Source organism: Chryseomicrobium excrementi, from assembly GCF_002798305.1.
In the GTDB taxonomy this organism is placed as follows: domain Bacteria; phylum Bacillota; class Bacilli; order Bacillales_A; family Planococcaceae; genus Chryseomicrobium; species Chryseomicrobium excrementi.
In genome coordinates this window covers 275948-295386 of the sequence record NZ_PCGR01000001.1, presented here as the reverse complement: position 1 = coordinate 295386, position 19439 = coordinate 275948, and the positions used below count along the sequence as shown (strand labels likewise).

Annotated in this window: 20 protein-coding genes; 5 read left to right on the top strand and 15 right to left on the bottom strand. The window is 41.8% G+C overall.

Going from position 1 to position 19439, the window contains the following annotated elements; genetic code table 11:
* Window position 1 precedes the first annotated feature (1 nt).
* From pstC to CQS04_RS01475, 6 genes are all read right to left on the bottom strand, one after another.
* Window positions 2-937 carry a phosphate ABC transporter permease subunit PstC gene (gene pstC / locus CQS04_RS01500; protein ID WP_425430227.1) on the bottom strand — a complete coding sequence of 312 codons (936 nt, stop codon included), beginning with the start codon at window positions 935-937 and terminating at the stop codon, window positions 2-4.
* A gap of 79 nt (window positions 938-1016) precedes the next feature.
* Window positions 1017-1961, bottom strand: coding sequence for a PstS family phosphate ABC transporter substrate-binding protein (locus tag CQS04_RS01495; protein WP_100352444.1), 945 nt, complete (start codon window positions 1959-1961; stop codon window positions 1017-1019).
* Window positions 1962-2098: 137 nt separating this feature from the next.
* A complete protein-coding gene (locus tag CQS04_RS01490) occupies window positions 2099-4321 on the bottom strand; it encodes a peptidoglycan D,D-transpeptidase FtsI family protein (RefSeq protein WP_100352443.1) in 2223 nt (740 codons plus the stop codon).
* 115 nt (window positions 4322-4436) lie between these two features.
* Window positions 4437-5045: a superoxide dismutase gene (locus CQS04_RS01485; protein WP_100352442.1), complete on the bottom strand. Its 609-nt coding sequence runs from the start codon at window positions 5043-5045 to the stop codon at window positions 4437-4439.
* Window positions 5046-5159: 114 nt separating this feature from the next.
* Entirely contained in the window at window positions 5160-5639 is a 480-nt protein-coding gene (locus tag CQS04_RS01480) for a DUF456 domain-containing protein (RefSeq protein ID WP_100352982.1), read from the bottom strand.
* Window positions 5639-7270, bottom strand: coding sequence for a Na/Pi cotransporter family protein (locus tag CQS04_RS01475; RefSeq protein WP_100352981.1), 1632 nt, complete (start codon window positions 7268-7270; stop codon window positions 5639-5641). Before CQS04_RS01475 ends, CQS04_RS01480 begins: the two co-directional genes overlap by 1 nt.
* Before the next feature lie 158 nt (window positions 7271-7428).
* Here CQS04_RS01475 and CQS04_RS01470 point away from each other — a divergent pair, with 158 nt between their 5' ends.
* The 4 genes from CQS04_RS01470 to CQS04_RS01460 all read left to right on the top strand — a co-directional run bounded on the left by CQS04_RS01470 (window position 7429) and on the right by CQS04_RS01460 (window position 10024).
* Window positions 7429-7938, top strand: a complete 510-nt coding sequence (locus tag CQS04_RS01470; RefSeq protein WP_165775430.1) for a DUF1189 family protein — start codon at window positions 7429-7431, stop codon at window positions 7936-7938.
* Between the two features lie 43 nt (window positions 7939-7981).
* A complete protein-coding gene (locus CQS04_RS13660; protein ID WP_133118802.1) occupies window positions 7982-8260 on the top strand; it encodes a hypothetical protein in 279 nt (92 codons plus the stop codon).
* Window positions 8261-8333: 73 nt separating this feature from the next.
* A complete protein-coding gene (gene ispG, locus CQS04_RS01465) occupies window positions 8334-9455 on the top strand; it encodes a flavodoxin-dependent (E)-4-hydroxy-3-methylbut-2-enyl-diphosphate synthase (RefSeq protein WP_100352440.1) in 1122 nt (373 codons plus the stop codon).
* 2 nt (window positions 9456-9457) lie between these two features.
* Entirely contained in the window at window positions 9458-10024 is a 567-nt protein-coding gene (locus CQS04_RS01460) for a hypothetical protein (RefSeq protein WP_100352439.1), read from the top strand.
* Between the two features lie 93 nt (window positions 10025-10117).
* On the opposite strand, the gene CQS04_RS01455 is transcribed toward CQS04_RS01460, so the two are convergent.
* The 5 genes from CQS04_RS01455 to CQS04_RS01435 all read right to left on the bottom strand — a co-directional run bounded on the left by CQS04_RS01455 (window position 10118) and on the right by CQS04_RS01435 (window position 14435).
* Window positions 10118-10528, bottom strand: a complete 411-nt coding sequence (locus CQS04_RS01455; protein WP_100352438.1) for a Fur family transcriptional regulator — start codon at window positions 10526-10528, stop codon at window positions 10118-10120.
* Window positions 10525-11364, bottom strand: coding sequence for a metal ABC transporter permease (locus tag CQS04_RS01450; protein WP_100352437.1), 840 nt, complete (start codon window positions 11362-11364; stop codon window positions 10525-10527). Before CQS04_RS01450 ends, CQS04_RS01455 begins: the two co-directional genes overlap by 4 nt.
* Window positions 11357-12124 (bottom strand): metal ABC transporter ATP-binding protein, encoded by a 768-nt coding sequence (locus tag CQS04_RS01445; protein ID WP_100352436.1) that lies wholly within the window; start codon window positions 12122-12124, stop codon window positions 11357-11359. The genes CQS04_RS01450 and CQS04_RS01445 overlap by 8 nt, the downstream gene beginning before the upstream one ends.
* Before the next feature lie 115 nt (window positions 12125-12239).
* Entirely contained in the window at window positions 12240-13124 is an 885-nt protein-coding gene (locus CQS04_RS01440) for a deoxyribonuclease IV (protein WP_100352435.1), read from the bottom strand.
* A gap of 12 nt (window positions 13125-13136) precedes the next feature.
* Complete coding sequence (locus tag CQS04_RS01435; protein WP_100352434.1) at window positions 13137-14435, bottom strand: DEAD/DEAH box helicase; 1299 nt, start codon at window positions 14433-14435, stop codon at window positions 13137-13139.
* A 402-nt stretch (window positions 14436-14837) separates the two neighbouring features.
* Here CQS04_RS01435 and CQS04_RS01430 point away from each other — a divergent pair, with 402 nt between their 5' ends.
* The gene (locus tag CQS04_RS01430) at window positions 14838-15812 is read left to right on the top strand and encodes a 4-hydroxy-3-methylbut-2-enyl diphosphate reductase (RefSeq protein WP_100352433.1); all 975 of its coding nucleotides are present in this window, start codon (window positions 14838-14840) and stop codon (window positions 15810-15812) included.
* A gap of 35 nt (window positions 15813-15847) precedes the next feature.
* On the opposite strand, the gene CQS04_RS01425 is transcribed toward CQS04_RS01430, so the two are convergent.
* The 4 genes from CQS04_RS01425 to CQS04_RS01410 form a co-directional block, all read right to left on the bottom strand.
* Entirely contained in the window at window positions 15848-16954 is a 1107-nt protein-coding gene (locus CQS04_RS01425) for a Nif3-like dinuclear metal center hexameric protein (RefSeq protein WP_100352432.1), read from the bottom strand.
* On the bottom strand, window positions 16951-17643 hold the full coding sequence (locus tag CQS04_RS01420) for a tRNA (adenine(22)-N(1))-methyltransferase (RefSeq protein ID WP_100352431.1): 693 nt from the start codon (window positions 17641-17643) through the stop codon (window positions 16951-16953). Before CQS04_RS01420 ends, CQS04_RS01425 begins: the two co-directional genes overlap by 4 nt.
* Before the next feature lie 61 nt (window positions 17644-17704).
* Window positions 17705-18082 carry a cytochrome c550 gene (cccA, locus tag CQS04_RS01415; RefSeq protein WP_100352430.1) on the bottom strand — a complete coding sequence of 126 codons (378 nt, stop codon included), beginning with the start codon at window positions 18080-18082 and terminating at the stop codon, window positions 17705-17707.
* A gap of 131 nt (window positions 18083-18213) precedes the next feature.
* Window positions 18214-19353 (bottom strand): acyl-CoA dehydrogenase, encoded by a 1140-nt coding sequence (locus tag CQS04_RS01410; RefSeq protein ID WP_100352429.1) that lies wholly within the window; start codon window positions 19351-19353, stop codon window positions 18214-18216.
* Between the last annotated feature and the right edge of the window lie 86 nt (window positions 19354-19439).

The following is a 19439-nucleotide window of genomic DNA, read 5'->3' as shown; positions in this document are numbered from 1 at the left end:
ATTAATACTCCTCTCTGAATCGTTTTGAAATACGCTGAGCGAGGAGGTTCATGACCAACGTGAACAAGAACAACGTAAATCCAACTGCATAAATCGAATAATAAATTGGTGTACCGTATCCAGCATCACCAGTTGATACTTGTACAATGTAAGCCGTCATCGTCTGGATACTATCTGTAAAGTTTGCATCAAACCGTGGTGTTGACCCAGCTGCTAGAGAAACGATCATGGTCTCTCCGATTGCACGAGACATCGCAAGCACAATTGAAGCTAAAATACCAGATAATGCAGCTGGTAAAACAATCTTTAATGCAACCTCAAGTTTTGTTGAACCCATTCCTAGGGCACCTTCACGAATCGAGTTCGGTACAGCACTCATTGCATCTTCAGATAATGAAGCAATCATTGGAATAATCATGATCCCTACAACAATACCGGGGCTGATTGCATTGAAAATCTTTAGCTCCGGGATGAATTGCTGCAGTACTGGTGTTACAAACGTCAAAGCAAAAAACCCATAAACAATGGTTGGTACGCCAGCAAGCACTTCTAAAATAGGCTTGATAATGCGGCGAGCTGTGTCACTTGCATACTCACTTAGGTAGATTGCCGAAGCTAATCCAAGCGGTACAGCCACGATAACTGCAATTAAAGTGACTTTAAGTGTTCCAACAATCAATGGTAGAATTCCAAAGCGTGCCTCAGTGTTTGAGAATGGCAACCATTCAGTCCCAAATAAGAAGGAGAAGAACGGTACTTGAGTAAAAAATGTTGCTGTTTCAAAAATCAATGTAACCACAATTCCAATAGTAGTTAATACGGATATGGCTGCAATCATAAATAAGATAATGGGTATTGCTTTTTCAATGGCCTTTTTACGGCCTTTCGAACTTTTTTGAGCTATTAGCTCTTGAACAGATGGACGAACTTGTGCCATCATGATCCCCCTTTTCCTTACCGGACGGAAGAAAAGAGTAGCCTCTGCTACTCCTCATCTTCACGTATTGAAGTTGAAATTATTTTAAGCCTTCTAATGCTTCCATATCAGCGTCGTACTCTTCTTGAGGAGCTGTCACATATCCTACAGCCTCTGCCATAGCACCCGCATTTTCAATCACATACTTCATGAAGTCATACACAGCTGGATTTTCTGCAACCGCAGAGTTTTTGACATATGTGTATAGTGGGCGAGATAGTGGTGAATAGTCACCTGATTCAATTGTTTCGTTATTTGGCTCTACGCCTTCAATGCTAACTGCTTTGATTGTATCTTGGTTAGCTAGGTAGTAAGCATAACCGAAGAACCCGATAGCATTTTTGTCCCCTTGTACACCTTGTACAAGAACGTTGTCATCTTCAGATAGTGTCGCAGCAGAAACCATATCTGCTTCCTCTAGGATCACTTCATTGAAGTAATCGAACGTACCAGAATCCGTACCTGGTGAGTAGAATACGATTTCTTCATCTGGCCATTCTGGATTGATGTCCGACCATTTTTTAGTCGTGCCATCTTCAACCCAAATTTTCTTTAAATCTTCAACAGTCAGGTCAGTCGCCCAGTCGTTTTCAGGGTTCACTACTACTGTAAGACCGTCATACGCTAGTAAAAATTCTGTATAGTCAATTCCTGCTTCTTCAAGTTGAGCAGCTTCTTCATCTTTAATCGGTCGAGATGCATTTGAGAAATCAGTTGTACCCGCGATGAATTTTTCAAAGCCTCCACCGGTTCCTGATACACCTACAGTTACTTGTACATCACTTTGTGCAGAGTACTCTTCAACTAATGCTTCTAAGATTGGTGCTACTGTCGATGAACCATCTCCAGCTACTGAACCTTCTACTGCTTCGCCACCTTCTGTATTGGACGTTCCTTCACTTTGTGCTGACTCTTCCCCACACGCTCCTAAGATAAGTGCAGATCCTAACATTGCCGTTCCCATAAAGTACTTCCAGTTCTTCATCAGGTAAGTCCCCCTACATTTTCTGTTTTGTTCTTACACTAGTAACTTTACCAACACATTGTTGAGAACAAATGAAGGAGATGTTAAGAGATTGTAAACACAAAAAATCCAACCATCGCTGGTTGGATTTAGATTTGTCATTCGGTTTCTTCCTCTTCATCTATAGAATCGTCTGAAATGGAAGGAATGATTTTTGGATGTAAGGACTCTTCTTTTTGCTTGGAATTTCGTTTTTCCATAATTTCGAAATAGGCATCGACAAGTTCACGTGTAAGCGGCGTTGAAGAGTTTGTTTTATAGACGCTTTCTAGTGACGCCCAAGGAATCATGGTCGAATACGCTATCTGAGGGTTGTCATATGGCGCGAATCCTACGTGAGAAAGTGTAACCGTGTCATACAGTTTTTTCTCAACAGGATCATAAGCAGATGTTTCTGCTGTACCTGTTTTCCCAGCACCGTCATACTTAAAATCAGCAAAAGCTCCACGAGCTGTCCCTTGATCCCCTTGATAGACTCGGCGCATTCCTCTGCGGACTTGCTCTATTTCTGCTTGTGTGTTTTCCACAATATTTAAGACTTTAGGTTGAATCTCCGCCTCTAAAGCACCCATCTCTTCACCGTTTTCAGAGGCTTTTCGAATTTCTTTGACGACATGAGGTTGGATCCGCTTGCCCCCGTTTGCAATCGTCGCAATGTACTGAGTCAATTGTAAAGGCGTATACGTATCATACTGCCCGATAGTTAAATCGAGGAGGTTAAACGCTTCATCTTTACTAGAATCACTATATCCGGCCACTTCACCAGGCAGGTCTATACCCGTTGGGACTCCAAGGCCCAGTTGCGCATACCCGTTTCGCAATTTGTCAAAAGCATCGAAATTGAAGTCAACAGACTCTCGAGGTCGATACGTCTCTCCTGCGAGGGTAAATGCGATTTTATACATATAGACGTTGGATGAGCGCTCAAGTGCCGTCAAATCAGATACCGGAATTCTTCCTGACCTATTAAAAACGGAGCTTTTAGGATCATCATTTGCAATATAAATCGGTTCATCAATTTTCGTTTCCCCGATGCTGAGTGCATTCTCCCGATATCCAGTTAGAACGGTTCCCCCTTTAATTGTCGAACCCGCCTCATAAGCTGTAGTGAATGTTCCAAATGCATAGTCATCCACTATGTATCCACCTGTTTCTGGATCACGAGCAAATTCGCTCGTTTCCGGGTCACGTCGCAAAATTTTGCCGACCATAGCAATGATTTCACCAGTGTTCGGATCCATCATTGTGAAAAACATACGGTCTAAATGACGTGTTCCAGGATTACGCTTTGCTTCAAGGAGTCTAGCTGTGACAATCTCTTCAAGTCGAGCTTGAACTTCCGTATCTATAGATAATACTAAATCTTTTCCTGGATCCCCTTCATAGACCGGTTGTGTATCGATAACACGGCCTTTTCCGTCAGTAATATTTTTCACTACAGATTTTTGACCTTGTAGCACTTCTTCATAATACTGTTCCACATAGCTTCTACCAACACGGTCGTTCCGAGAATAGTCACGAGCTAGGTAGTGGTTTAATTCTGATTTTGGAATTCCTTCCTTTGGTAAAGTAGTGGTTCCAAGAATAGCAAGATTTGAATTTCTTACACGGCGCCAGTCTGTTGTCGTATTGACACCTTGCAATTCATTTAGACGCTCTGAAACGCGTGCAAATTCCTCAGCGGATACATTCTCTCCTTTAATGATTTGAGGAGATAATGCATATCCAGATACCATCTCACGGTAAATCGCGATTTTCTCAAGTTCTTCTTCTGTGAAAGCATCTAATTCCTGCTCCGGAATGCTGTCTCGTATCAGACGATTCATTTCTCTAGATTTCTCAACATTATCGAGTTCTTCATTCTCTTCAATAGCGTCTTGTTCTGCTTGATCGACATATTTATACATGTTGTCTTTATTTTTGCGTAACCAATAATCTTGTAGGTCACTCTTTGTAATGGCATCAGCATCTTTTTCAATCAGAGCAGCAAGCTTCTCCGCAATTCCCCACATCTCATCTCCAGTGGTCGTTTGCATTTTTGTATACGTAATTGCACGTTCTGCTTGATTGTCTACTAAGATGCGGCCTTGGCTGTCGAAAATTCGACCTCGTGGAACACTTGTATTCACCGGCACTTCTTCTGTGCGAGCAAGAATTCGTGTATAGTCTTCCCCTTTAACGATCTGTAAATAGCCTAGACGAAAAATTAAAGCAGTAAATAACAAGAAGATCGTCAAGAAAAGCACATTCATCCGAAAAATCAAATGTGCGCGTTGTTTGGACTTGGATGTTCGTGTTGTTTGGGATTTTGTTTTTTTCATTGCGTGCACCTCGCTTACAAGTATAACACGTCTTTTCATAAGAAAATGTTGCAACACCTAGACAATTTGACAAAAAAACTCTCCTTGACCAAGGTCAGAGGAGAGTCAGTACTTCTTATTTTGCTGCTTCGTAGCGTTTTGAAACTTCGTCCCAGTTGACAACATTCCAGAATGATGAAATGTAGTCTGGACGACGGTTTTGATAGTTTAAGTAATAAGCATGCTCCCAAACGTCTAAGCCTAGAAGTGGTGTTTTTCCTTCCATCAATGGAGAGTCTTGGTTTGGTGTAGAAGAAACTTCTAATTCACCGTTTGCAACTGATAACCAAGCCCAACCAGATCCAAAACGAGTTGTAGCTGCTTTCGCGAATTCTTCTTTGAATGCGTCAAAGCTTCCGAACTTGCTGTCGATAGCTTCTGCTAATGCACCTGTTGGTTGTCCGCCACCATTTGGTGATAGGATTTCCCAGAATAGTGAGTGGTTCGCGTGACCGCCGCCGTTGTTACGAACAGCAGTGCGAATGTCTTCTGGAACTGCATCAAGGTTTGAAATCAATTCTTCAACTGATTTAGAAGAAAGATCCGAATGTCCTTCAAGAGCGTTGTTCACATTTGTGATGTACGTGTTGTGATGTTTCGTGTGGTGAATGTTCATAGTCTCTTTGTCGATATGAGGCTCTAACGCGTCATATTCATACGGTAATTTCGGTAATTCAAAAGCCATTGTCAATTCCTCCTAAGGTACTAGTAGTATATCCACTATTTACATTAGCAAAGAAGACAATGGCAATCAATTAAAAACTATTCAGTTTTTCATTTTTCAGGCTTTTGACTGAAATTAGATGAAGAACACAAAGATGACGAGCATGACTGTAAACAAGATTGCCTTGACTACAGTGGAGGTTACGAGACCGACAAAAGAACCGACTCCCGCGCGAACCGCATCTTTGACTTTCTTCTTCGAAATCAACAGCTCAGCTAAAAAAGCGCCGAGAAACGGTCCGACTAATAGACCAATCCCTGGAAGAATAATCGGTCCGATGATCAGACCGATCGTACTTCCGTAGAGACCAGGTTTTGTTCCTCCAAATTTCTTTACACTTGCGAGATTCGAAAGTGTGTCTGCACCAAAAATTAGTACAACGAACAAAATTTGAATGACCCAAAACCAAACGTTTAATTGTTCAAACGAAAAGAATACACCATAAAGGATATAGCCAAGCACTAGAAATACAACAGATGGAATAATCGGATACACAAGCCCTACATAGGCAATGACAAAGCTCGCAATGATGAAAATCCAACCGATGCTTTCCATCATACGCGTTTTCCTAAGATGGCTTCTGCAATGTTCACAGAGTGATCCCCGATACGCTCTAAGTTACTTAGAATGTCCACGAACATCACACCCGCTTGACCTGTACATTGTCCTTCATTTAGACGAGCAATATGGTTTTTACGGAATTTACGTTCCATTTTGTCGATTGTGTTTTCTTGTTCAGCGACTTCACGTGCAAGTTCTGCAGAGTTTTCATCTAAAGCAGTCATTGCTTTCGCAACAGTATTAATCGTTAACTCAAACATTTCGGACACGTCTTCGATTGCATCTTCAGTAAGCACAAGTTTGTGAGATTCTTGGTACTGAATCAATTCAATGATGTTTTCGAAGTGATCTCCAATTCGCTCAATGTCACGAACTGTATTCATTAACATATTGTGACGTGTTGAATCTTGTGGAGACAAGGACTGAGATGAAATCTTCACAAGGTAATCCGTAATCTTACTATCTAAGTTATTTAAAGCTTCTTCGATTTGAAGAGTCAGTTCTGCATCACGTTTAGAACGTTCCTTCAGATATTTATAAGTTAATTCTAGACCTTGAACACTCATATTCCCCATACGAAGGATTTCTTCTTTCGCTTGCCCGATGGCAATGGAAGGCGATTGTTCAATGAAGTTCTCATCTAAATGTTTTGGTTTGTATTCAATAGACATTTCTTCACCAGGAATTACTTTTGTAACCACATAAGCCCATAAACCAATCAATGGGAATTGAATAATTGTGTTCGCAACGTTGAATGTTCCGTGCGCGAAGGCAATCTGCATTTTCGTTTCTAAATCTAAAATTCCTGCAATCCAAATCACATACGATTCAAATAGTGGCAAAATCAGCAAGAAAATAGCTGTTCCGACTAAGTTGAACAATACGTGCACGGCTGCTGCACGACGCGCAACGATTGAAGCACCAAGTGATGCAAGAACTGCTGTAATAGTCGTTCCGATGTTATCACCAAACAAGATTGGCAATGCAGCGTCTAATGTAACCAGGTTTTCAGCATAGAGTTGTTGTAAAATCCCGATAGTTGCACTCGAGCTTTGTACAAGTACAGTAAATAACGTACCTGCGATAACTCCTAATACAGGGTTTGTACTCATTTCAACGGTCAAGTCTGTGAATGCTTGTACTTCGCGGAGTGGTTTCATTCCATCTCCCATTAGTTCAAGTCCTAGGAAAAGTCCCCCAAAACCGAATACTACTTCTCCGATGTTATGAATACGTGCATTTTTAAAGAAGAAGATAGCAAATGCCCCTAAAGCCATAATTGGTAACGCATACTCACCTACATCAAATCCAATGATGAACGCAGTTACTGTAGTACCAATATTGGCACCCATGATAACACCAATTGCTTGGCGTAAATTCATAAATCCGGCACTCACAAGTCCTACAACTAATACAGTAGTTCCTGAGGATGATTGAATCAGAATCGTTACAATGATCCCGACTAAAACACCCATGAACGGGTTTGTTGTAAAGCGATCTAATATGTCTCGAAGCTTGTCACCGGCTGACTTTTGAAGTCCATCACCCATGTATTTAATCGAGAATAAGAAAATACCCAATCCACCAAAAAACGTGAACAGCATTTCTTGCCAATTTAATTCCACGTAAAGGTCAACTCCCATACTATTTTTTGACACGCCACCTATTATGCTTAAAGTATAAAGGTATTGTAAAGAGAAAGCACACCAAATTTACAAATTCTTAATAATTGGAGTTTGAAATTTCGACATGATACAATATGAACCGAAAGGAAGCGTGTTTCATGTCGTTGATAACCCTATTTAAGTCCAGTCTCCTATCACCTAAAAAACTGGCTGCATTTCGTTTAGTACCTATGGGAAAGACCATGCAATATATTTTCTTCTTTATCCTGTTGTTCTCGCTTCTTGCCTTTTCTCAATTCATTTTAGGGATCGGTGAAACAACACAACAACTTGACGGGTTAGTAGATTATTTCAATGAAATAAGCTGGCTCCTGTATCCATTTGCTTTTATTCTATTATTTGTTGTTCAAACTTTATTAATTTTTGCGCGGATCAGCATTTTATCTGGAATTGCTCTAGTCATCGCTCCCCTGCTGAAACGCCGTGCAGAATATCGATTTCTTTGGAGAACTACTTTGTTTGCCAATACATGGTCTTTTCTATTATTGCTTGCGGCTTACCCGTTTCTTTCTGAAACCCCCTATGTTCAATGGTTCAGTTATGCCCTGACGCTAGGATTTGTGTTTGCAGCTTTGAAGTATTATCCGAAACTCGTAAAAAAAGCATAGACACTCCCCTCCCGCATAGATTGTACTCTGGGAGGGATTTTTTATGCGCTACATTCTCGCTTCTCTAACCATTTGTCTACTTTGCTATGCCGTCCAAGTGGATCTTTCAAAAAAATCAAGCACGACTTTGTGTGAACCGCTTTCTGACTACAAGCTTGAGATTGCTTCCCCAACCGCTTCACTTGAAGAGGTGTTTGCAACTAGCAACGCACCCATCAGTTTTATAGAGTGGCCACATCTTTTGAACCAATTGAATCCAAACGAACGCAACTTTTCGAATCACTCATTCGTTTATCCCTATTGGAAACCCTGCACGAATTAAGCTTCCTTCTTGTCTTTCTCTCTAGTACATTGGTAGAATGAAGTGAAGCGCAACAACAAAAGGAGCGAATACAATGCCAGAAATGATCCATCGTTCAAACACACGCCCAGTTCGTGTTGGAGATATCACCATTGGTGGAAGTAACGAATTATTTATTCAAAGTATGACGACTACAAAAACTCACGATGTGGAAGCAACTGTAGCCGAGATTCTTCGCTTAGAAGAAGCCGGTTGTCAAGTTGTCCGTGTAGCTTGCCCAGATGAGCGTGCTGCATATGCAATCGGAGCAATTAAAGAACGCATCAACATTCCACTTGTTGTGGATATTCATTTTGATTATAAGTTAGCGTTAATCGCTATTGAGCAAGGTGCCGACAAGATTCGTATCAATCCAGGGAATATCGGCCGTCGCGAAAAAGTAGAAGCTGTCGTAAATGCAGCAAAAGCTAAAGGCATTCCCATTCGTATTGGAGTCAATGCAGGTTCTTTAGAGCGCAAAATCCTTGAAAAATATGGCTACCCAACTGCTGAAGGTATGGTGGAAAGTGCCTTACACCATATTAAAATTTTAGAAGACCTAGATTTCCACGACATTATCGTGTCTATGAAAGCTTCTGACGTCAACCTTGCCATTGAAGCGTACCGTCTAGCTTCACAAGCATTTGATTATCCACTTCACTTAGGTATTACAGAATCAGGCACATTGTTTGCTGGTTCAATCAAAAGTGCAGCTGGTCTTGGGACACTCTTAAGTATGGGTATCGGAAACACTCTTCGTGTGTCTTTATCTGCTGACCCAGTTGAAGAAGTAAAAGTAGCACGTGAATTACTAAAAGTATTCGGACTTTCTTCAAATGCCGCAACATTGATTTCATGTCCTACCTGTGGTCGTATTGAAATCGACTTGATTTCTATTGCGAACGAAGTGGAAGAATACATTTCTACTATCAAAGCACCAATCAAAGTAGCTGTACTAGGTTGTGCGGTGAATGGACCAGGTGAAGCGCGTGAAGCGGATATTGGTATCGCTGGAGCACGCGGAGAAGGACTTCTTTTCCGTAAAGGAAAAACAGTTCGGAAGGTTCCAGAAGAAACGATGGTAGAAGAACTGAAGATTGAAATTGATAAGATTGCAGCTGAATACTTCGCGCAACAAGAGCTTGAAAAGCAAAACGCCGATCGTCAGGAAGTGTAACCATGGCTCGATTTGGAATTGACATTGACGGGACAGTGACATGCCCTACGTCTCTTCTTCCTCATATTAACGAAGCGTTTCAAACAAATCTTGTGCTGGATGACATCAAAGAATACGATTTGACTGCTGCGTTTCCAGTGGATCAACAAAAATTCTATACCTGGTTCAAAGAAGCCGAACCAGCAATTTATGCTTCTTCTCCCATCCAACAGCATGCCAAGCAAGTGCTTGATGAGTGGAAGAAACATTACGAATTGTATTTTATCTCTGCTCGAGGAAACAATGTCTCAGACATCACGATGAACTGGTTTAAAGAACAAGAGCTCCATTATGATCATATCGAGCTCATCGGTTCACACAATAAAGTAGCAACAGCTAAAATCCATCAAGTAGATGCGTTTTTTGAAGACAAGCATGATAATGCGGTGGAGATTGCGGAGGAGTTGGATATTCCAGTCCTGTTGTTCGATACACCTTACAATCGCCTAGCTGTTCCAAAACAGGTTATCCGAGTTTATGATTGGCAAGAAGCTGATGCCATTATCCGTCATCACTTCCCAATCAAATAAATTACTTTCAGAATCCTATTCAAATAAGGGAGGTTCTCAAATAACGAGAACCTCCCTTTTCGTATGGCTATATAAACTATGCGTTCTTCACATTTACTGGCAATCCGGACATTTCCCGTAAACTTCCAGTTTATGATTTTCAATCTGGTACCCTGGAATCTCGTTACGAATCGAGTCAATTGGGCAAATAGCAATTTGCTTTGTGTCTCCGCAATCCATGCAAATAAAGTGATGGTGGTGATGATCGACATCGCAATGCATACGGAAATGCTTCTCTCCAGACAGTTCTGTCTCCTCAAGAATTCCAAGTTCCACAAAAGTATGCAAGTTTCTGTAGATGGTATCAAAACTCATAGATGGGTAGTCTTCACGGAGAGAAGTGGCCAGCTGCTTCGCAGTAACATATTTATCCGAATCTGTTAACAATTCCACCAAACGTTCTCTTTTATCCGTTCGCTTAAACCCGTTGTTTTTTAAAATCTTCCATGCCTTTGTTTCGTTCATACCCGTCTCCCCTTTCGTCCCATGATCGCGATTACAATCAAGAGTATCAAAATCGAAGTCAATACAATTGTAGCACCAGGAGCTAAATCCAAATAAAACGCACTGACAAGGCCGAATAGTACAGAAGTCTGGCCAAATAACAAGGACCACAAAATAGCTCCCTTAAAACTCTTTGCTAGTCGCATGGCCGCTGCAACAGGTAGTGTCATTAAAGAAGAAACCAGTAAGATGCCCACAATACGCATAGAAGCCGCAATTACAAGAGCTGTCACGACCATAAACAAAAAATGAATCCATTTCGCTGGAAGCCCTGAGGCATGTGCATATTCTTCATCAAACGACAAAACAAACAGTTCTTTAAAGAAGCCAATCAAAAATACTAGGACGATAACGGTTACACCAATCACAATCCACATATCTTGATAACTTACAGCTGAAACGGAACCGAACAAATAAGAAAAGAGATCTGTCCGAAAGCCATCTGCAAGTGAGATGAACAGTGCCGCAAGTCCAAGTCCACCTGACATAATGATTGGAATCGCCAGTTCTTGATAGTGTTTGTAAAGCGTTCGAAGCTTTTCGATGAGAGTCGATCCTGCAACTGCTGAAGCCATCCCCAAATACAGTGGATTTAGAAGCGCCAGTGCTGGAACGGACTGACTTAAAAATAGACTTCCCGCGATACCTGCGAGCGTCACATGACTTAATGCATCCGCTATTAGGGATAACCGTCTGACGACGATAAAGACTCCTAGAAGAGGCGCCATTAGTCCGATCAAAATTCCTGAAATAAATGCCTGACGAAGAAAATCATAGGTAAAGATAGCTTCAATCATGTACATGACCTCCCTCGTGTTTCACGCGCCGAACCGGATGGCCATACCAAGCTTCCAGCTGCTCATCTGACAACGATTCCATTTCTTTTTGATAGCCATGAAAATGAATGGTGCGATTTAAACAAGCAACATGTGAAATACTTTTAGAGACCGCATCCACATCATGTGTGATTAATATAATGGTAATTCCGTGATGTTTGTTGAGATGCGTCAACATGCGATAGAACGACTGCATATTTTGTTGGTCAATCCCTACTGTCGGCTCATCGAGCAGTAAAATCTTTGGTTTACTGATCAGTGCACGTGCGATGAAGACTCGCTGCTGTTGACCACCAGATAATGCACTAATCGGGCGATCGCTGTATGCTTGCATTCCAACTGAGATTAACGCTTCTTTCACTTGATCCGAAGCATCACTTGGATACTTTGCGAACAGACCTGTTTTTTTCGCTAGACCACTCCTTACCACTTCATAGACGGTAGCAGGAAATCCGCTGTTAAAACTATTGGATTTCTGTGAGACGTACCCAATACACGCTCGGTCTCTGAACTCCTCAACAGGTTTACCGAAGAGACGGACATCACCTTTCATCGGTTTAAGAAGACCTAATATAATTTTCATCAAGGTTGATTTCCCAGAGCCATTTGGGCCGATAATAGCCAAAAAATCGCCTTCATTGACGGTCAAAGAGACATCTTGTAAAGCTTCGGTTTTGTCATAGTAAAAGCTGACGTGGTTCATTTCTATATACTTCTCCATGGTTGCCACTTCTTCCTAATTAATAATCATTCCGATTTACACTTGATTCAGTATACTGGAACACCATGATGATGTAAATCTTTTTGATTAAAAAAAGACCGCCATATGGCAGTCTTTAAAGTAAACCATCTAAAGCGGAAGGTGAGAAATCATTCCGTTTTAGCATATCGATTTCAATTTTATAGGGAGCTTGTTTTGATTTCGCATCCGCACCAACAAATGGTGTTTCCAAAATCTTTGGTAACGTCACTAATTGTGGATGGTGCACAATATAAGACAGCGCTTCAAATCCAATTTCCCCGTGACCTATATTGGCATGGCGGTCTTTGCGAGCACCTTGAATGTTCTTAGAATCATTGACGTGGACTACCTTCAAACGATCAAGACCAATGATCTGATCAAATTCATTTAATACCCCATCAAAATCTTCTTTAATATTGTATCCTGCATCATGAACGTGACAGGTATCCATACAAACAGAAAGTCTCTCATTATGAGTGACACCTTCGATGATCATAGCAAGCTCCTCGAAGCTGCGTCCCACTTCTGAACCTTTACCTGCCATCGTCTCTAACGCAATTTGAACGTCACTCTTGTTTTCTAGCACAAGATTCAGACCTTCCACAATACGAGCTATACCAGCTTCACTTCCAGCCCCGACATGCGCCCCTGGATGTAATACGATCTGCTTAGAACCTAATGCATAGGTGCGTTCGATTTCTTTTTGTAGAAAATCAACGCCTAATGCGAACGTCTCTGGCTTTGTAGTGTTTCCTAGATTAATGATATATGGGGCATGGACCACAATGTTACTCATGCCATGCTCCTTCATATGAGCAAGCCCTGCTTCAATATTCAATTCTTCAATTGGCTTCCGACGCGTGTTTTGCGGTGCACCCGTATAAATCATAAATGTAGTTGAGCCGTAGCTCGCTGCTTCTTCACTAGCACCAAGCAACATTTTTTTCCCATTCATTGAAACGTGAGACCCGATTAACAAAAGAGTTCCCCCTTACCGTTTACGATTGCGAATTTTACGCTCTCTCTTTTTCACTTTTTCCATTTCCCATTTCATATGACGCTTGTATCCAGGTTTTACTTTTTTCGGTTTCCGCACTAATGCTTTCGCTTTTGCGTCAATTTCATTTTCTTGTTTCGGACGATTCTTACGAGCATGGCGATCTTTGAGATCTGTCCATTCCCCGTCTTTAATATCGACGTGTTGGAACGTGATGCTCATTTTTTCAATGCGGTTCAAGGCATCTTCATCTTCCGGTTGGTATAAAAGAATCGCTTGGCCTTCTAATCCTGCACGAGCCGTTCTTCCTACGCGGTGAACAAAGAATTCAAGATCATCTGGAATCTCTAGATTGATGACATGACTGACACCTGGAATATCGATTCCACGAGCAGCTAAATCAGTTGCCACGATATATTGATACTCTAAATCATGAATACTTTGCATCATTTTCTTGCGGTCTCGTGGCGTCAGATTCCCGTGAATCAAGCCCACTTTGTAGCCATTTTCATTTAAATGACTTGCTACTTTATCTGCGTACTTCTTGGTATTCACGAAAATAATGGCAAGATAAGGATTTATCACTTCTAAAACTTCGACTAAGCGATTCTTTTTAGATTTCCCTCGAACCGGAACTGCTAAGAATTCAATTCCTTCAGCTACGGGTTTCTTGTCCCCAATTTTAATATGTTCTGGAGATGACATATATTTCTTCAAGAAAGGTTGCAACTTTTCTGGAATCGTTGCGGAGAAGACATACATCTTTAAGTCTTCCGGCATCTTACCTGCAAACTGATCAATGTCTGTGATGAAACCTAGATCAAATGCTAGATCTGCTTCATCAATAACTAAAGTAGAAGCCGTATGAACGTGAAGGGCCCCTTCAAGCATCAGGTCTTTAATTCGCCCAGGAGTTCCCACGACAATATGCGGTTGTGTTCCGAGCTTTGAAATAGCACGCGCTTTATCTGTACCACCAATAAACAATTTTGATTGAATTGGGGAGTTCTCGATTAATTGCTGCAATGTCTTGTGGATTTGAGTAGCAAGCTCACGAGTTGGGGATGTGATAATGGCTTGCACTTCTTGTTTGTCCGCTTGAATTTGTTCTACGATTGGCAATAAGAAGCTATGCGTCTTCCCCGTACCTGTATGGGATTGACCGATAGCGCTCTTGCCTTTCATGATGAGCGGAATCATTTTTTGTTGGATGGGTGTTGGTTTATCAAACTTTAACTCTTCAATCGCTTCCATCAAAAACGGTTGAAAGTTGTAATCACTAAATTTGGACATGACTGTCCCTCCTATCACATAAATACCTTGTTCTATTGTACCATGTCTTTAACGTCTTTCCCTATCATTCATATACTGATTATAAAAGGAGTGAATATGTGAAATATAAAAAATTTTATCCATTTGAATTAACTCCCGCTACTAAAAAAAACAGATAACCTGCTTCAATGGCTACAAGTGGCACATGAGTTGGCCCCTCTCATCAAGCAGGTTAGTCCGCTACTTCAACAGTTCTCAATGTTGGCAAGTCTGCTTCACGGGATTTCCGGTCCAGTGGAGCAACAACGAAAAAATACACACTCTCGTGATTCTACAGTATTTATCCCAAAATAGCTATACTTTGCTCCATGCGCTTTCGTTCGTTATAATAATCGTAGTATGTGTTGTGAAAGGAGTTTCTCCATGAAAGTTAAAAAAATCTCACCTCGCGGGTATTGTTATGGTGTCGTTGACGCTATGGTCATTGCGCGTAATGCCGCACTGGATACAAGTCTACCTCGCCCGATTTATATATTAGGGATGATCGTCCATAATAAACATGTGACAGACGCATTTGAAGAAGATGGCATCATTACATTAGATGGTCCTAACCGACTTGAAATTTTAGAGAAAGTAGAAACAGGGACCGTAATCTTCACTGCGCATGGCGTGTCTCCACAGGTACGCGAGCTTGCGAAACAAAAAGGCTTGGTATCTATTGATGCCACTTGCCCTGACGTTACGGTGACACATGATTTAATTGCAGAAAAGACAGCTGAAGGCTACGACATTCTTTATATCGGAAAGAAAGGGCACCCTGAGCCAGAAGGCGCTATCGGAGTAGCTCCAGACCATGTTCATTTGATTGAAAAGATTGAAGACGTCGATATGCTTGAACTAGCGAATGAGAAACTTCTCGTGACGAATCAAACAACTATGTCCCAGTGGGATGTTGTGAAATTAATGGACGCTCTTAAAGCGAAGTTCCCTACAATTGAAGTTCATAAAGAAATCTGTTTAGCTACTCAGGTTCGTCAAGAAGCTGTCGCCGAACAAGCTGGTGACACAGAGCTATTAATCGTTGTGGGCGATCCAATGAGCAACAACTCAAACCGCCTGACTCAAGTATCCGAAGAGATTGCTTCCACGCCGTCTTATCGCATTGGAGATATTTCGGAGTTGAAATTGGAATGGTTAGAAAATGTGGATACAGTATCTGTCACAGCTGGAGCCTCTACACCTACTCCTATTGTCAAAGAAGTGATTCAGTTCTTAGAGAAATACGATCCACAAGATCCGGAAACTCATGATACAACAAAACGTGTCACAAACGACAAAATTTTGCCGAAAATCAAAGTGCCTAAACCTGTAGTGCGTATTGAGCCGTACGCTCAATGAAAAAAGTCTGCCTCGAGCCTGAGGCAGACCTTTTTTTATATCAATTTAAATGGCTCCGTAGAAATCTTAGAGGGAATGAACTGAGGTGCTTTTTTCTCTCCTTGCATCAAGTTCGTCATATAGCGGACCGTTCCTTCCTTCATCACAGACTCCACATGATGACCCGGATCGACTATCATGAGCCCCATTGTTTCGGCATCTTGTGCTGTATGGAAATACATATCGCCAGTGACCAATACATCCGCCCCAGCGCGCTTGGCATCGCGAATATATTTGTTTCCGTCTCCACCAATTACTGCCACTTTTTCTATAGATGCATGAAGATCTCCTGTGACTCTCACAAAAGGTACATCAAGTTGCGTCTTTACATGCTGAGCGAACTCTTTTAACGTCATCGGTTGCACTTTCCCAATTCGCCCTAAACCATGTTCATTCGCTTGAAGGTCCAGCGCATACAAATCATATGCTACTTCTTCATAGGGATGTGCTTTCAACATCGCTTTCACTACTCGCGAAGTAGTGGACTTTGGAAACACCACTTCAATCTTCTCTTCCTCAACGACTTCAAGCTTGCCAGCTTCTCCAATATAAGGATCTGCTTCAGACGTTGGTCGAAAGCGACCGGTACCTTTTAACGAATACGAGCAGTGCTTATAGTCGCCAAGTTGTCCAGCTCCTGCAGCCGCTAAAGACTTACGCATCGCCTCTGCATGACTTTCTGGGGTAAAGACCGCAAGCTTCATCATCGGTTCAGAGTAGGTCTGCGTCAATACCTTCACATCGTTCAATTGCAGCTTATGGCTGAGCATATCATTGACACCACCTTGGGCAATATCCAAATTGGTGTGTGCCGCATAGACGGCAATATTATGTTTGATACACAGTTCAATCAATCGACCTAGCGGAGTGGAGGTGTCTATAGCACTCAGCTTTCTGTATATAGGAGGATGATGAGCTAAAATAAGTTCACACTCTTCCTCGATAGCTTCTTGTACAACTTCCTTAGTTACATCCAATGTTACAAGGACCCGAGATACCGTCTTATTTAGTGTCCCAATATGGAGTCCAATCGGATCCCCTTCCATAGCCAGTGCAGGCTTTGCCCATTGTTCAAACAGTTCGATGACACGATGTCCATTCATGAAAGTGCCTCCTTCACGAGTTGTATCTTCGTCTTAAGCTCCCATCGTTTGTCTTTCACTTCTTGTCTATCGTCATCAGGAAGTTTTTGAAGAATGCGTTCCCATTCTGCCAATTCACGCTCCCATTTCTTGACAAAAACTTCTGAGCGAGCCTGTCTAAGAATTGGACCAAGTAACAGGTCTGCCGAGTTCAGCTCCATAGCTCCTTTTTCAAGCACGAGAACTTCGTAGAGCTTTTGGTTTTCTTCAAGAATCTCCTCTGCAACTAGTTTCCAGTCATTAGTAACTGCCCATTCTCGGATGGCCAGTGCATGCACATTTGGTTGCAAAATCAGACGAGTTGCAAGATCTGCCTTGATTTTTCCACGTTCGAGAATCTTAGCAATCAAGGGACCCCCCATGCCGGCAATTGTGATATCGGTAATCCCGTCCTCGGCTCGCACTACATCCAGACCATCGCCCATACGTACTTCAATAACATCCGTCAGACCTTCCGAACGAACTTGGCGTTCCGCTGATTGAAAAGGTCCTTTTACGACCTCACCTGCTATAGCGAAATCGATATGTTGTTTCTTAGCTAAATAGCAAGGGAGATACGCATGATCACTTCCAATATCGGCGAGCCTCGCTCCTGACGATACATAAGAACCTACTGTCTTCAAGCGTTGTGACAACTGTTCACTATTCATTCAAATTACCTCATTTCTAGAGAAAAAAGCCTCACTCCAAGGAGCGAGACTTTTTCATGTACTATTCGAGAGATTTAACCCAAGCAGCCATCGCTTCGATGTTTTCTGCAGGGACCAATCCACCTGGCATTGCGCCTTTACCATTTGCAAGCACTTCAGCAATTTCTTCTTCAGAAAGCTCAGTTCCTACTAATGAAGGGAATGCACCTTGTCCTTCGTAGCTACTTCCGTGACAGCTGATACACTTTTGCTGAGCAAGTGCTTCTGGGTCAAATTCACCAGCAGATGCCTCTTCTCCGCCTTCAGCGCCACCCTCACCGTTTTCTTCTGTTGCAGCGATTTCTTCTGAATTCTTAACGCCTTCAACAGAAAGGAAGAAAATAAGTCCGATCCCGAAAAGCATGATTAAAATGTACGGAATAATAGGATTCTTTGTCATCAATAACCCTCCCTCTTGGTCACACTATCACTAATAACATTAGTCAACATCATTATTGTACTCCATTCAAGAAAAAACGAAAAGAGAAATGAGGCAAGTTTTGATGCATTGTGACAAAATCGACAAATCTATCAGCAACCTACATGACGTGCAATCACCATGCGTTGCACTTCTGAAGTTCCTTCTCCAATCTCAAGAAGTTTCGCATCTCGCATAAAGCGTTCCACTTCGTATTCTTTCATATAGCCGTAGCCTCCATGAATCTGAATGGCTTCATCTGCCACTTCCATGGCAATTTCAGAAGCATAGAGTTTACACATTGCTGCCTCTTTCCCAAATGCACGACCCTGATCTTTTAGCCAAGCAGCCTTGTAGACCATAGTTCGAGCCAATTCAATCTTTAATGCCATGTCCGCAAGTTTGAACTGAGTGATTTGGAATTCAGATAAGGATTTTCCAAATTGCTTTCGCTCTTTGGAATAGCGTAAGGCTTTATCGAATGCTGCTTGCGCGATTCCAACTGCCATCGCCCCAATTCCGATTCGCCCCCCGTCAAGTGTGGTTAAGAATTGTTTGAATCCGTTTCCTTGAACACCAAGCAAGTTCTCTTTTGGAACACGAACGTTTTCAAAAACTAGCTCTGTTGTATTGGAAGCATTCAGACCCATTTTTTCATAATTGTCGATAATTGTGAAACCTTCTGCATCTGTTGGAACAATGATAGCAGAGATTTCTTTCTTTCCATTATCTGTACCCGTGATTGCAGTGATGGCAAGATGCTTTGCATGGCTAGCATTCGTGATATACACTTTGCTTCCATTGATGACCCACTCATCGCCTTCTAATTTTGCTGTAGTTTGTGTACCACCAGCATCAGAGCCAGCATTTGGTTCTGTTAATCCAAATGCACCGAATGACTCGCCTGTACAAATTGGTGTTAAATACTTTTTCTTTTGCTCTTCTGTTCCAAATAAGTGAAGTGGCGCACCACCTAGTGAAATATGTGCAGAATACGTGATCCCAGTGGAAGCACATGCACGACTCAGTTCTTCAGTTACAATTGCAAAGCTTATAGTATCCGCACCAGCACCACCGTAATCCTCATCAAATGGAAGACCCATCATTCCCATATCACTTAACTCTTTGAAAATTTCTGTCGGAAATTGTTTCGTCTTATCGCGCTCGATTGCCCCTGGAGCGACCTTTTCATTAGCAAAATCCCGCATCATATTTTTTAACATCTGATGTTCTTGAGTTAAATCAAAATTCATTTCTACATCCCCTTTTATACCCTTAGTAAACGCTTACATGTTTGATTATACAGAACTCTTTGATAAAATGGCATAAAAATGAATGT

What these genes read in the sequence shown, in the direction of transcription:
- pstC (WP_425430227.1), bottom strand. Translation starts at nt 937, where the DNA reads ATGGCACAAGTTCGTCCATCTGTTCAAGAGCTAATAGCTCAAAAAAGT.
- CQS04_RS01425 (WP_100352432.1), bottom strand. Translation starts at nt 16,954, where the DNA reads ATGAATGGACATCGTGTCATCGAACTGTTTGAACAATGGGCAAAGCCT.
- CQS04_RS01495 (WP_100352444.1), bottom strand. Translation starts at nt 1,961, where the DNA reads ATGAAGAACTGGAAGTACTTTATGGGAACGGCAATGTTAGGATCTGCA.
- CQS04_RS01410 (WP_100352429.1), bottom strand. Translation starts at nt 19,353, where the DNA reads ATGAATTTTGATTTAACTCAAGAACATCAGATGTTAAAAAATATGATG.
- CQS04_RS01435 (WP_100352434.1), bottom strand. Translation starts at nt 14,435, where the DNA reads ATGTCCAAATTTAGTGATTACAACTTTCAACCGTTTTTGATGGAAGCG.
- CQS04_RS01455 (WP_100352438.1), bottom strand. Translation starts at nt 10,528, where the DNA reads ATGAACGAAACAAAGGCATGGAAGATTTTAAAAAACAACGGGTTTAAG.
- CQS04_RS01420 (WP_100352431.1), bottom strand. Translation starts at nt 17,643, where the DNA reads ATGAATAGTGAACAGTTGTCACAACGCTTGAAGACAGTAGGTTCTTAT.
- CQS04_RS01460 (WP_100352439.1), top strand. Translation starts at nt 9,458, where the DNA reads ATGGCTCGATTTGGAATTGACATTGACGGGACAGTGACATGCCCTACG.
- ispG (WP_100352440.1), top strand. Translation starts at nt 8,334, where the DNA reads ATGCCAGAAATGATCCATCGTTCAAACACACGCCCAGTTCGTGTTGGA.
- CQS04_RS01490 (WP_100352443.1), bottom strand. Translation starts at nt 4,321, where the DNA reads ATGAAAAAAACAAAATCCCAAACAACACGAACATCCAAGTCCAAACAA.
- CQS04_RS01430 (WP_100352433.1), top strand. Translation starts at nt 14,838, where the DNA reads ATGAAAGTTAAAAAAATCTCACCTCGCGGGTATTGTTATGGTGTCGTT.
- CQS04_RS01485 (WP_100352442.1), bottom strand. Translation starts at nt 5,045, where the DNA reads ATGGCTTTTGAATTACCGAAATTACCGTATGAATATGACGCGTTAGAG.
- CQS04_RS01450 (WP_100352437.1), bottom strand. Translation starts at nt 11,364, where the DNA reads ATGATTGAAGCTATCTTTACCTATGATTTTCTTCGTCAGGCATTTATT.
- cccA (WP_100352430.1), bottom strand. Translation starts at nt 18,082, where the DNA reads ATGACAAAGAATCCTATTATTCCGTACATTTTAATCATGCTTTTCGGG.
- CQS04_RS01480 (WP_100352982.1), bottom strand. Translation starts at nt 5,639, where the DNA reads ATGGAAAGCATCGGTTGGATTTTCATCATTGCGAGCTTTGTCATTGCC.
- CQS04_RS01445 (WP_100352436.1), bottom strand. Translation starts at nt 12,124, where the DNA reads ATGGAGAAGTATATAGAAATGAACCACGTCAGCTTTTACTATGACAAA.
- CQS04_RS13660 (WP_133118802.1), top strand. Translation starts at nt 7,982, where the DNA reads ATGCGCTACATTCTCGCTTCTCTAACCATTTGTCTACTTTGCTATGCC.
- CQS04_RS01470 (WP_165775430.1), top strand. Translation starts at nt 7,429, where the DNA reads ATGTCGTTGATAACCCTATTTAAGTCCAGTCTCCTATCACCTAAAAAA.